General features: G+C 47.9%; 14 protein-coding genes and 1 pseudogene. 12 read left to right on the plus strand and 3 right to left on the minus strand.

Annotated features, from left to right (window positions below):
- The 6 genes and pseudogenes from ACJAYR_RS17315 to rplQ form a co-directional block, all read left to right on the plus strand.
- A pseudogene (locus tag ACJAYR_RS17315) lies at window positions 1–146 on the plus strand (preprotein translocase subunit SecY); the annotation flags it as partial.
- Entirely contained in the window at window positions 143–793 is a 651-nt protein-coding gene (locus tag ACJAYR_RS17320) for an adenylate kinase (RefSeq protein ID WP_415237762.1), read from the plus strand. The pseudogene ACJAYR_RS17315 and the gene ACJAYR_RS17320, both read left to right, overlap by 4 nt.
- A 105-nt stretch (window positions 794–898) precedes the next feature.
- Window positions 899–1,267, plus strand: a complete 369-nt coding sequence (gene rpsM, locus ACJAYR_RS17325; RefSeq protein WP_169546159.1) for a 30S ribosomal protein S13 — start codon at window positions 899–901, stop codon at window positions 1,265–1,267.
- Window position 1,268: 1 nt separating this feature from the next.
- Window positions 1,269–1,658, plus strand: coding sequence for a 30S ribosomal protein S11 (gene rpsK, locus ACJAYR_RS17330; RefSeq protein WP_169546158.1), 390 nt, complete (start codon window positions 1,269–1,271; stop codon window positions 1,656–1,658).
- Between the two features lie 98 nt (window positions 1,659–1,756).
- The gene (locus tag ACJAYR_RS17335) at window positions 1,757–2,770 is read left to right on the plus strand and encodes a DNA-directed RNA polymerase subunit alpha (RefSeq protein WP_415237771.1); all 1,014 of its coding nucleotides are present in this window, start codon (window positions 1,757–1,759) and stop codon (window positions 2,768–2,770) included.
- A 30-nt stretch (window positions 2,771–2,800) separates the two neighbouring features.
- Window positions 2,801–3,235, plus strand: a complete 435-nt coding sequence (gene rplQ, locus ACJAYR_RS17340; protein ID WP_169546157.1) for a 50S ribosomal protein L17 — start codon at window positions 2,801–2,803, stop codon at window positions 3,233–3,235.
- An 85-nt stretch (window positions 3,236–3,320) separates the two neighbouring features.
- Here rplQ and ACJAYR_RS17345 read toward each other — a convergent pair whose 3' ends face one another.
- On the minus strand, window positions 3,321–3,773 hold the full coding sequence (locus tag ACJAYR_RS17345) for a hypothetical protein (RefSeq protein ID WP_415237763.1): 453 nt from the start codon (window positions 3,771–3,773) through the stop codon (window positions 3,321–3,323).
- A gap of 120 nt (window positions 3,774–3,893) precedes the next feature.
- Between ACJAYR_RS17345 and ACJAYR_RS17350 the strand changes: the two genes are divergently transcribed.
- The 5 genes from ACJAYR_RS17350 (at window position 3,894) to leuA (ending at window position 10,100) form a co-directional block, all read left to right on the plus strand.
- Complete coding sequence (locus tag ACJAYR_RS17350; RefSeq protein WP_415237764.1) at window positions 3,894–5,357, plus strand: Do family serine endopeptidase; 1,464 nt, start codon at window positions 3,894–3,896, stop codon at window positions 5,355–5,357.
- Window positions 5,354–6,667, plus strand: coding sequence for a replication-associated recombination protein A (locus tag ACJAYR_RS17355; protein ID WP_415237765.1), 1,314 nt, complete (start codon window positions 5,354–5,356; stop codon window positions 6,665–6,667). The genes ACJAYR_RS17350 and ACJAYR_RS17355 overlap by 4 nt, the downstream gene beginning before the upstream one ends.
- Window positions 6,667–7,047: a fluoride efflux transporter CrcB gene (crcB, locus tag ACJAYR_RS17360; protein WP_415237766.1), complete on the plus strand. Its 381-nt coding sequence runs from the start codon at window positions 6,667–6,669 to the stop codon at window positions 7,045–7,047. Before ACJAYR_RS17355 ends, crcB begins: the two co-directional genes overlap by 1 nt.
- Window positions 7,044–8,039 carry an RluA family pseudouridine synthase gene (locus tag ACJAYR_RS17365; RefSeq protein ID WP_415237767.1) on the plus strand — a complete coding sequence of 332 codons (996 nt, stop codon included), beginning with the start codon at window positions 7,044–7,046 and terminating at the stop codon, window positions 8,037–8,039. Before crcB ends, ACJAYR_RS17365 begins: the two co-directional genes overlap by 4 nt.
- A gap of 393 nt (window positions 8,040–8,432) precedes the next feature.
- Window positions 8,433–10,100: a 2-isopropylmalate synthase gene (gene leuA / locus ACJAYR_RS17370; protein ID WP_415237772.1), complete on the plus strand. Its 1,668-nt coding sequence runs from the start codon at window positions 8,433–8,435 to the stop codon at window positions 10,098–10,100.
- A gap of 51 nt (window positions 10,101–10,151) precedes the next feature.
- Here leuA and ACJAYR_RS17375 read toward each other — a convergent pair whose 3' ends face one another.
- Window positions 10,152–11,093 carry a DMT family transporter gene (locus tag ACJAYR_RS17375; RefSeq protein WP_415237768.1) on the minus strand — a complete coding sequence of 314 codons (942 nt, stop codon included), beginning with the start codon at window positions 11,091–11,093 and terminating at the stop codon, window positions 10,152–10,154.
- Between the two features lie 82 nt (window positions 11,094–11,175).
- Window positions 11,176–11,781: a glutathione S-transferase family protein gene (locus tag ACJAYR_RS17380; protein WP_415237769.1), complete on the minus strand. Its 606-nt coding sequence runs from the start codon at window positions 11,779–11,781 to the stop codon at window positions 11,176–11,178.
- Window positions 11,782–12,016: 235 nt separating this feature from the next.
- Here ACJAYR_RS17380 and ACJAYR_RS17385 point away from each other — a divergent pair.
- Window positions 12,017–12,275, plus strand: a 259-nt coding sequence (locus ACJAYR_RS17385; RefSeq protein WP_415237770.1) for an HAD hydrolase-like protein, incomplete at its 3' end; no start/stop codon positions are given.

Consider the following 12,275-nt stretch of genomic DNA (forward strand, 5'->3'; position numbering starts at 1 on the left):
AGGTTCCGTTCTATTTCGGTGGTACTTCACTTTTGATTGTTGTCTCGGTAACGATGGATACTGTTGCTCAGATTCAAAGTCATCTACTGGCGCACCAATACGATGGTCTGATCAAGAAATCCAAACTTGGGGGACGGCGTAAATGATTCTCATATTATTGGGAGCACCGGGAGCAGGGAAGGGAACACAGGCCCAGCGGTTACAAGACAGCAAGGGGCTGGTTCAGCTTTCTACAGGAGACATGTTACGGGCAGCGGTTGCTGCCGGTACTGACGTTGGCAAAAAAGCCAAAGAAGTTATGGAAAGAGGCGAATTGGTGTCCGACGACATCATGACGGGAATCATTTCCGATCGCCTCGATCAACCAGATTGCGCCAATGGCGTCATTCTGGACGGCTTTCCCCGCACGGAAGCGCAGGCGGAAGCCCTTGATAATATGCTTAACGACAAGAAATTGTCATTAAATGCCGTTATTGAGATGAAAACAGACGATGCGGTACTTGTCGAACGGGTCACTGGCCGTTATACATGTGCCAACTGTGGAGCCGGCTATCACGATAGTTTCCTGAAGCCGGCGAAAGAAGGTGTTTGCGACAAATGCGGTGGGCAAGATTTTACCCGGCGTAGTGACGATAATGCAGAAACTGTGACATCACGGTTGAAAGCCTATCATGCACAGACAGCACCGCTCCTTCCCTACTACAAGGGAAAAGGCATTCTGAAGCAAGTTGACGGAATGGCCGAAATTAATGAAGTGACCCGGCAGATAGAAGCAGAATTGCAGAACATCTAAAGTGTTGACTAGGTGAAACAAATTTATATAATCGCGCGCTTCCCGAAAGCGCAAGATTCAAACGGGTCGATTTGGCCCGATTTATGGTGATGAGGAGAAACTAGCGTGGCTCGTATTGCTGGTGTGAATATCCCGACTAACAAGCGGGTCGAGATTGCACTGACCTATATTCATGGCATTGGTTCCTTTCAGGCGAAAGAGATCTGTAAGTCAGTTGGTCTGAAATCAGAGACTCGTGTGAACGAACTTAGCGATGCTGAAGTACTTAGCATTCGCGAAACTATCGATCGTGATCATGTCGTTGAAGGTGACCTGCGTCGTGAGACTGCAATGAACATTAAACGCCTGATGGATCTTGGCTGTTACCGTGGCCTGCGCCATCGTCGTGGCCTGCCTGTGCGCGGTCAGCGGACACATACAAATGCCCGTACCCGTAAGGGCCCGGCAAAGCCTATCGCTGGAAAGAAGAAGTAATATGGCTAAAGATAAGACACGTATTCGCCGCCGCGAGCGGAAGAACATCATCTCTGGTGTTGCTCACGTAAGCGCGACGTTTAATAATACAAAGATCATGATCACAGATGCACAAGGCAACGCGATTGCCTGGTCGTCTGCAGGTTCTCAGGGGTTTAGTGGTTCTCGTAAATCAACACCTTTCGCCGCACAGATTGCTGCTGAAGATGCTGGTAAAAAAGCCATGGACCACGGCATGAAGACCCTTGAAGTTGAAGTTAAGGGCCCTGGCTCAGGACGCGAATCAGCACTGCGTGCGCTTCAGGCTGTCGGTTTTACAATCACGTCAATTCGTGACGTATCACCGATTCCACATAATGGCTGCCGCCCGCCGAAACGCCGTCGCGTTTAATTAGGTATATGTGGTAAGTGTGGTCATTAATGACTACACTGAGAGTTTAGAGATAACGCAGGCCCATGGTGGGCCTGCAAAGCTATGAGGTCAACGCCGTGATTCAGCAAAACTGGAAAGAGCTAATCCAGGCCAATCTCTCCATCGAACCGGGAGATCAGGGCGATCGTGAAGCTACAATCGTCGCCGAACCGCTTGAAAGAGGGTTCGGTCTAACTTTGGGTAATGCGTTGCGTCGTGTTCTGCTTTCAAGTCTGCAGGGTGCCGCGATTACATCTATCCAGATTGACAATGTACTTCATGAGTTTTCGTCAATTGCCGGTGTCCGCGAGGATGTCACAGATATTGTTCTGAACCTGAAAAAATTGGCTATTCGCAGTCATGTCGAAGGCCCGAAGCGTATTTCTCTTCGTGCGTCTGGACCGTGTTCCGTTACCGCGGGCATGATCGATACAGGCTCAGATATTGAAATTATGGATCCAGACCGGGTGATCCTTACTCTTGATGATGGCGCAACCATTAACATGGAAATGACCGTCAATACTGGTAAAGGGTATGTCGCTGGTGCGGCTAACCGTCCGGAAGATGCGCCGATTGGCCTTATTCCTATGGACAGCCTGTACAGCCCAGTGCGCAAAGTCAGCTATAAAGTTGATGCCGCGCGTGAAGGCCAGGTACTGGACTATGATAAACTGACTTTGAAAGTCACAACGAACGGGACCGTTAGCCCGGAAGATGCGGTTGCTTATGCAGCTCGGATCCTTCAGGAACAGTTCCAGTTGTTCATCAATTTTGATGAGCCTGAAGAAGTTGTTGTTAAGGAAGAGAATCAGGAACCAGAAGTTAATCGGAACCTGCTTCGTAAAGTTGACGAACTCGAACTGTCTGTTCGTTCTGCAAACTGCCTGAAAAACGACAACATCGTTTATATCGGGGATCTCATTCAGAAGACAGAAGCAGAGATGCTTCGCACACCGAATTTCGGTCGTAAATCCTTGAATGAAATCAAGGAAGTGCTGGCTCAGATGGGTCTGCATCTTGGAATGGAAGTGCCGAACTGGCCGCCCGAAAATATTGAAGAATTGGCCAAACGGCTAGAAGAACCTTTTTAGGGCAGCCAGCACTGCTTTGGAGTAGATAAAATGCGTCATCGTAAATCTGGACGTAAGTTCAGCAGAACTTCATCTCATCGCATGGCGATGTTTGCCAACATGGCAGCATCATTGATCAAGCATGAGCAAATCAAAACGACACTGCCGAAGGCGAAAGATCTTCGTCCGATTGTCGAAAAACTGATCACACTCGGCAAACGGGGCGATCTTCATGCACGTCGTCAGGTGCTGGCTCAGCTTTCTGACAAAGCGATCGTTGACAAACTGTTCACAACAATTGCTGAACGGTATGCTGATCGTGACGGTGGGTACACACGTGTCCTTAAAGCTGGTTTCCGGACCGGTGATGCGGCGCCAATGGGCGTGATCGAACTTGTCGATCGTGACCTTGACGCCAAAGGTCAGGACAGTGGACCAGACCAGAACGCAGAAGAAGAAGTTCTGGAAGCCGAAGCCGTCGCGTAACGTGTCCTTCGATACCAATTAAAAAAAGGCAGTCAGTGATGACTGCCTTTTTTGTTATTTGGAGGCTGGTTCTAAAGAGGCTGATCTATTTGGCTGCACCTTTGAGGATATCTAGGATCAGGTTCGTACCACGTTCAAGAAGGACGATATCGTTGTCGACAATAACGCGATCAAAGCGGCTGTTCCGTTTTGGAAGTCGACTTAGCAGATCATCTGGCAATGACCGTTTTTGGAGACCAGGGGGTAAAGTTCCGTTCCGTTCCAGTTGCTTCTGCAAACCAGGGGGAAGTTGTTCTTTCTTGGCAAGTCCGGGCGGAAGACCTTTCTTTTTGCCTTTCTTCTTTTCGTTCTTCAGAGACTCCGAGTGGTCTTTAAAATAGTCGTCTATGATCCGCTTTTCGATCTCACTAAAGACTACACGGGCGATTTCTTTTCCCGATAGATTGGACTCGCTTGCGGCATATGAAGTAGGGACCGCTTGGGCGCCAAAGGCAAGAATCGTAGCCAGAGTTAAGAAAGTTGCTGTTCTTCGTTTCAAAATCTTCTCCTTAACAAAGGAATGCGGGCACAAATTCAGTTTATTCAGGCACACATTCTGGACCAAAATACTGTACAACAGTATACATATTCATTCATGGTAAAAAGAATTGACCAAATTATGACGATACGGCGATCAAATAAGATAAGACACCCTCAGCAGCGTTTGGCGGCATTCGTCAATTCCCTGATTAGCGGGTTGGCGATTGCTGTCTTGCTGGGGAATATGGCCCAAGCACAGGATCAGAAAACGGTCCCGAATAGCCGAAGCGAAATTACTTTGTCCTTTGCGCCATTGGTGAAGAGGGCATCACCGGCTGTTGTGAACATCTTTACAAAGAAAACCGTCGTGCAGGCCGCCCGCCCGAGTTTGTTTAGCGATCCTTTTTTTGAGCAGTTTTTTGGTCCTGGAATCCGGGATAAAAAGAGCAGAAAGCGTACTCAAAGTTCGTTGGGGTCCGGAGTCATCGTGAATCCGGATGGGACGATTGTGACCAACTATCATGTGATCGCCGGGGCGGATGAAATTACGGTGGCCCTTCAGGATCGGCGTGAATTTGACGCGACGCTTGTGTTGGAGGATGAACGCACAGACTTGGCGGTGTTGCGAATCGATGCTGAAAATGAACAACTGCCTTTTTTGGAGTTCAGGGATTCAGATGATCTTGAAGTGGGCGACCTCGTGCTTGCAATCGGCAATCCGTTCGGAGTGGGTCAAACGGTTACAACAGGCATAATTTCAGCGTTAGGGCGGTCTACAGGGGTTCGCAACGATATTCGATCCTTCATTCAGACCGATGCAGCGATCAATCCAGGCAATTCAGGCGGGGCGCTCTTAACAATGGATGGAAAAATTGCCGGGATCAATTCCGCAATTTTCAGTAAGGGGGGGGGCTCCTTGGGGATCGGCTTCGCTATTCCTGCCAATCTGGTCCAGTCCGTCCTGAGTAATGGCCTTGCAACGGGGCAGGTTATTCGTCCATGGCTGGGCGCTGAAGGGCAGACTGTCACACGGGATGTCGCCGAGGGGCTCGGACTGAAGCGGACCGGTGGTGTCCTCATCAACAATGTTTATGCAGATAGTGCGGCAGATGTTGGGAAGCTTGAAACCGGGGATGTTATTTTAGCGGTTGATGGACACGAAGTTCTGGATCCTCAGGCGTTGTTGTACCGAATTTCCACTGGAATAATTGGAAAGAAAGCCATTATCACGGTCTTTCGAAACGGTCAGGAAATTGATTTGGCAATCCCGCTGATGACAGCACCGGAAAAGCCCGCACGGGATATCTTTGAGTTGACGGGACAGCAGCCTTTGGCGGGCGCTGTCGTTGGTAACCTTTCGCCTGCCTATGCGCTTGAAATTGGAATCCCCGTTAGTTTGAAGGGCGTTATTGTTTCGAAGGTTAAAAAGGGAAGTATTGCCGCGCGCTATAATATTCGCCCAGGAGACATCATTACGTCGGTGAATGCTCAGAAAGTAAACACGAACAGGCAGTTGCAAACGCTACTGAATGATGCTGACGGGCGTTGGATCATTAGTTTGGTTCGTAAAGGACGGACGCTTACTTTTCAGGTGTCGAGTTGAGTGATCTGTTTCAAAAACCGGTCGCTGAAAACCAAAGGGGACGACCGCTTGCTGACCGGTTGAGACCCGCTGTCTTATCAGATGTGGTCGGGCAGGATCATTTGCTGAAAGAGGGCGGCGCGTTATATCGAATGATAGAGGCCGGTTGGTTGGCATCGCTAATTTTTTGGGGACCTCCTGGAACCGGAAAAACAACAATGGCCCGATTATTGGCTGAAAAAGTTGATCTGCATTTCGAACAGATATCGGCGGTTTTTTCAGGGGTTGCAGATTTAAGGAAAGTTTTTGACGCGGCCAGAATAAGAAAAACAAATGGCCGGAGTACCCTTTTATTTGTTGATGAAATTCACCGGTTCAACAAATCACAGCAGGATGGGTTCCTTCCTTTTGTTGAGGATGGTACCATTACACTTGTCGGTGCGACGACAGAAAACCCGTCTTTTGAATTGAACGGTGCCCTGTTATCCCGATGTCAGGTTCTGGTTCTGGAACGGCATACAGATCAATCCTTACAGGTTCTGCTGGATCGTGCGGAACAGTTGGAAGGGCGGAAAGTCCCCCTGCAGGATACGGCAAAATCTGCTTTGTTTCAGTTGGCCGATGGGGATGGCCGATTTTTTCTGAATATGGTTGAGACGGTGTTCAGAACGGGCGACAAACTCCTTGACGCAGAGGAACTGGCCGCCGCGATTTCAAAAAAAGCACCGGCCTATGACAAGGATGGGGAGGGGCATTATAACCTGATTAGCGCGCTGCATAAGTCACTCCGCGGATCTGACGTTAATGCGGCTTTATACTGGTTTACCCGGATGCTCGATGGAGGAGAGGATCCTCTTTATATCCTGCGCCGCCTTGTGCGCTTTGCGGTGGAAGATATCGGCATGGCAGACCCCAATGCCTTGGTGCAGGCTAACTCAGCAAAAGAAGCGTATCAGTTTTTAGGAAGCCCAGAGGGAGAGTTGGCAATCGCGCAATCGGTTATTTATCTTGCGACGGCACCAAAATCCAATGCAGCGTATCGGGCTTATAAGGATGCGGCAAAATCAGCCAGAAAAAACGGCTCGTTTATGCCGCCCAAGCATATTCTAAACGCGCCAACGGGAATGATGAAGGATATGGGCTACGGAAAAGATTATGCGTATGATCATGATACGAGTGATGGTTTTTCCGGGCAGAACTATTTTCCGGATGGGATGAAGCGGGAAGACTATTATAATCCTGTTTCTCGCGGCTTTGAGAGAGATATTCAAAAGCGATTGGATTATTGGGCTGGACTGCGACTGAAGAAAAATCAGGAAGAAAAAGACTGATGGGGATGTATTTATCAATTGCGCTTGGCGGTGCGCTTGGCGCTTGCGCCCGATATGGTGTGGGGCAGATTTTTTTCAAAGTAATGGGTCCAGGCTTTCCTTTTGCTACCTTATTCGTGAATATCGCTGGTTCTTTCTTAATGGGAGCCCTAATTGAATATATGGCGCTGAGATGGTCCCCTAGTCCGGAAATCAGGGTGTTTCTGGTGACCGGGTTTTTAGGGGCTTTTACAACATTTTCGACTTTTTCTCTGGATGTAGCCGTTCAGGTTCAACGAGGCGATTATTTTTCAGCAGGCAGTTACATAATGCTGTCTGTCCTTTTATCTATTGCAGGCCTGTTTGCAGGGTTGCATGTCATGCGGATGGTGATGGCGTGAGCAGAGTACAGTTTATCGAAGTAACAGAAGCTGAGGCCGATCAAAGAGTGGATAAGTGGTTCAAAAACCGCTTTCCCGGTGTAACCCATGGCCAGCTAGAGAAATTTCTCCGAAAAGGAGAAGTGCGCGTTGATAAGAAGCGGGTTAAAGCCAAGGATCGATTAGAGCCAGGGCAATCCGTACGAATACCGCCCTTGCCTGAATGGGCAACCCAGGCATTCGAGAAATCCGGCGCGGTAAAAGTCAATAAAATGGTTATGTCGGATCATGATGTTGCAGATATTCGTCAAATGATCCTGCATATGGATGACGATGTGATTGTCCTGAATAAACCGGCGGGGCTACCAGTTCAGGGTGGCAGCGGGCAAACCAGACATATTGATGGATTGCTCGATGGATTGCGCTTTGATTATGATGAACGACCTCGTTTGGTTCACCGTCTGGATAAAGACACTTCAGGGGTGCTTGTCATTGGGCGGACCCGTTTGGCAACCAAACATCTGACGGAAGCCTTTAAACAACGTACAACCCGTAAAATTTATTGGGCTCTGGTCGCCGGTGTTCCGCGTCCGCATCAAGCGACGGTCTCCTACAATCTGACCAAAATTGTAACGGCCGCTGGCGAGAAGGTGGTCGTTGATCGGTCAGGGCAAAAGGCGATCAGTGATTATTCCGTGGTCGCAGTAGCAGGAACGAAAGCTGCATGGCTGGCACTAAAACCGCTGACAGGTCGAACTCATCAGCTTCGGGTTCATTGTGCTGCCATTGAACATCCTATTGTTGGTGATGGAAAATATGGCGGGCCGGAAGCTTTTCTGGAGGGGGCCATTTCAAAGAAAATGCACCTGCATGCCAAAGAAATTACGATTTCTCATCCTTCTGGTGGCGATCTAACTGTTTCTGCGCCAATCTCCAGTCATATGGAAGCAACCTGGAAGCTGCTTGGTTTCCATGAAAATGATTATGAGGACCCGTTTGACGAACTTTTATAGTCATTTGAGGTTTTTGGCTTGACTAATCCGGAGCAATGGATAATTTTTTCAGTATGAATTACGCAAATAGAATTCTCGGCCTACTACGACTTACTGGCCCGGCGCTATAAAGCTGCCGGGGCGTGTGAAGTCCTTTTCCCTTCTGTGTCGAGAAAATAAATGTTTGCAGATATGACCAACTGGTCTGACGTTAAAAATACTCAAGCTTTCAAATCTGATTTTTTTACTAGCCAGGATGACATGACGCTTTCATCCGGGGGGCTCTCTCGACTTATGCACGGTCGCCGTTCTGAGTAGCGACCGGTGACCGTATTAAGCTGCACATAATTTAAACCAAAAACACGTGCGCGTCTGACCATTAATGCGCTGCAAAAATAATCTGAGGACAAGATGATGACATTCACTCCTGGTGATAAATATGTACCCTTTGAGCCGATCAAACTGGAAGATCGACAATGGCCAAGTAAAGTAATCGACAAAGCGCCGATCTGGTGCAGTGTTGATTTGAGAGATGGCAATCAGGCCCTGATTGAACCGATGGGACATGAGCGCAAATTGCGGATGTTCCGGCATTTGGTTGATTTAGGATTTAAGGAAATTGAAGTTGGTTTCCCCTCGGCCTCTCAGACTGATTTTGATTTTGTCCGTCACCTTATTGAGAATAACGAGATCCCGGACGGTGTTAAAATACAGGTTTTGACACAGGCCCGTGAGGAGCTGATCCGCCGCACGTTTGAATCCATTGACGGCGCAAAAGAGGCAATCGTCCACCTGTATAATTCCACATCGACGTTGCAGCGTCGCGTTGTCTTCGATATGGACAAAAAAGGCATCAAAGAGATTGCCATCGAAGGCGCAAAGTTAGTTCGTCAATTGGCTGATGAAATGCCTCAAACAAAAGTTCAGATGGAATATTCTCCTGAAAGCTTCACTCAAACAGAGCTGGATTATGCCTGTGAAGTGTGCACAGCAGTGATGGAAATCTGGAAACCAACGGAAGACAACAAGATAATTTTCAATCTGCCTGCGACCGTCGAAGTTGCGGGACCCAATGTGTATGCGGACCAAATCGAATGGATGCATCGTAATCTGCCAGAGCGGGAAAAGATTATCTTATCGCTCCACCCTCATAATGACCGCGGAACCGGTGTCGCAGCTGCAGAATTTGGTATCATGGCCGGTGCGGACCGCGTGGAAGGGACTTTGTTCGGCAATGGTGAACGGACAGGGAATGTGGACGTGGTAAATATTGCCATGAATATGTATACCCAAGGGGTTAATCCAGAACTGGATTTCAGCAACATTAACGAAGTTGTTCGGACTGTGGAATATTGTAATCAGCTGCCAGTGCATCCGCGTCATCCTTATGGCGGTGAATTGGTTTTCACAGCGTTTTCAGGATCCCATCAGGATGCGATCAAGAAAGGTTTCGCCGCCTTGAAACAGGCAAATAGCGAACTTTGGGAAGTTCCATATTTGCCAATTGATCCACAGGATTTGGGGCGCAGCTATGATGCGGTGATCCGGGTAAACAGCCAGTCAGGAAAAGGCGGAGTCGCCTATCTGTTGCAGGAAGATTATGGGATCGAGTTACCCCGTATGCTTCAGGTCGAGTTCAGTAAGACCATTCAGCAGATTACAGACGAAACAGGCAAGGAACTGTCCTCTGCGTTTATTTATGACGTTTTCAAAAAAGAATATCTGGAAGCAAGCGGACAGATTGAGTTCGTTAATCACCAGACAACAGTTGATACGCACGCGTCCGAGCGCCGTATCCTGAGTGCTACAATTCGCGAAGGTGGGAATGAGAAGGTCATTGAAGGAGCTGGAACAGGCCCGATCGATGCGTATATGTCCGCCTTGAAAGTGAATTTTGGTGTTGATCTTGCTGTTAATGACTATCGTGAGCATACGACAGGCTTTGGTGCTGATGCGGTCGCCGTTGCGTATGTCGAAATGCGGGATCCCGATGGCCGGCCGGTCTTTGGTGTCGGCCAACATGCAAATATCGTGACGGCCTCTTTAAAGGCCATTACCAGTGCGGTTAATCGCGCGGGCTAATCTTGTTCGAATAAATGTTTGAAACAGCCCGGCAATCACCGGGCTGTTTTTTTATCGAAAGTAGTTTAGCAGCCGACCATCGATCACCAGCAGCCCCATTGCAATACATCCCATACCAGCCAATGCAATCAGGCTTATACTTTCACCTAAAAACAGATATCCCATGATAATCGCACTTACTGGAATTAGCAGGGTAACCAACGAAGCGTTGGTGGAACCCGCAGTTTTAATAAGATGGAAGTACAGAATGTAAGCAACGGCTGTGCTGAAAAATGCCAGGCCGCCAATGGCCAGTAAAACTGTGTCGCTGACGGATGCAATAAACGTCCAGGGTTGGTCAACAATCAGGACAATAGGCAGCAAAATAACCGTCGTTGCGGCGACCTGACCCGTCGCGCTAACCGCAGGCTCTATCCCTTGTTGAGACAGGCGCCTTACATAAACAACGCCAAAACCGTATAAGAATGTGGCTCCCAGAACGGCAAACTGGCCCAGAACGGCCATACTTGAGAGACCATAGGTGCCAATATCTGGCCCAAGCATTATCGCAACGCCCGCGATCCCCAATAAAATTCCAACAGTCCGCCGAATGGTCAGTTTTTCAGAGGCTTCATTGCCGATGAGATGGGCAACCAGGGCCGCAAATAATGGGGTTGTCGCGTTAAGAATAGACGCCAGTCCACTGCTGATATGGGTTTGACCGAAAACGATTAATGAAAATGGGATCAAGTTGTTGACCAGGCCAATAACAGCGAAGGCTTTCAGGGTTGGAAGGTCTGTTGGAAAGTGATGTCCGCGAATTCTCAAATAAAAGAAAAGAGCAAAAGCTGCCAGACTGACGCGGCCAAGAACCACTGTCAGAACCGGAAGCTCTTTTACTGCGACGCCATTAAAGAAAAAGGACCCGCCCCAAAGAAATGACAGGATTATTAGAATAAACCAGTTAAACAAATTTATACTGGTGTTTTGAGAAATCGCTGAAGAGTTGCTCATCAGTAAGCCTTACAATGTCTGTTTTGAAGAGTTTTACCATTACTGATACCGGAAACTATCCGGATCACGACTTTACCTATGCCTATCGATCTGTAATGTGAGAATGGTGATCCAGATTTGCGATTTTCTTCAACCAGGCCTGAATGCCAGGATAATCGTTCAAATCGAAACCCCCTTCATGAGCCACATGGGTATAGGCGTATAAGGCGATATCGGCGATGGTAAAACGGTCACCGACGAGAAAAGGATTTGTTTTCAATCGGTTTTCCATAACATCAAGCGCTTCATATCCTGCCTTTCTTTTCGCAGGAAGTAGCTCTTTCTGTTGGTCCGTAGGCCCGCCATGGGTCATCCAGAAACGGACAACAGCGATATTGGGTTCATGACTATATTGTTCAAAAAACAACCATTGTAGCACCCGTGCTTTTTCAATCCGTTCGGTCGGCAGCAATGGTGTTCCTTCAGCCAAATACATGAGGATAGCATTTGATTCTGCGAGGCATTCACCATTTTCCAACTGTAGCAGCGGGATACGTCCGTTCGCATTGAGCCGAAGAAACTCTTCCGTCCGGGTTTCCCCTTTCAGAATATCTTTTTCAACGAGGCTATAGGGAAGCTGTAAGTGCTTTAAGGTCAAGCGGACTTTATAGCCGTTACCAGACGGCAAGAAATCATACAAAACGTACATCTTTGATTTCCTTATCAATTTCGATTTATGATTTCCTGTCTCAAGGACCATATCCGACCTTTCATCGTTCTCAAATAGTTTTTTTAACAAATAAATGTGTCGCAGAAACCGAGTATAAACGAGGGGTATTGCAGTCAGGTTGTTTGTCTTTCAAGGCCAGTTGATGTAACAGTTCGTTTAAATTTTGCAGCTGCTATGAAGCTGAAATAGCCTTTATTGAGACAAGGATCAGAATATGACGGATATGCCGTTAAAGTTGGTGGTTTTTGATTGTGACGGAACGCTTGTCGACAGTCAGCACAATATCATTACATGTATGCGTGAAGCTTTTACTTACAAAGGGCTGGAAGCTCCTGGTGATGCCGCTATAAGGTCTATCATTGGGCTTAATCTAGATCAGGCTATTCATAGTTTGATGAACGAAAAAGACGATGAAACACTGCTTCTTTCCTTAGTCGATGCCTATAAAAACGCATTTATGACCCAACGGCTCC

It is taken from the genome of Sneathiella sp., from assembly GCF_047631475.1.
In the GTDB taxonomy this organism is placed as follows: domain Bacteria; phylum Pseudomonadota; class Alphaproteobacteria; order Sneathiellales; family Sneathiellaceae; genus Sneathiella.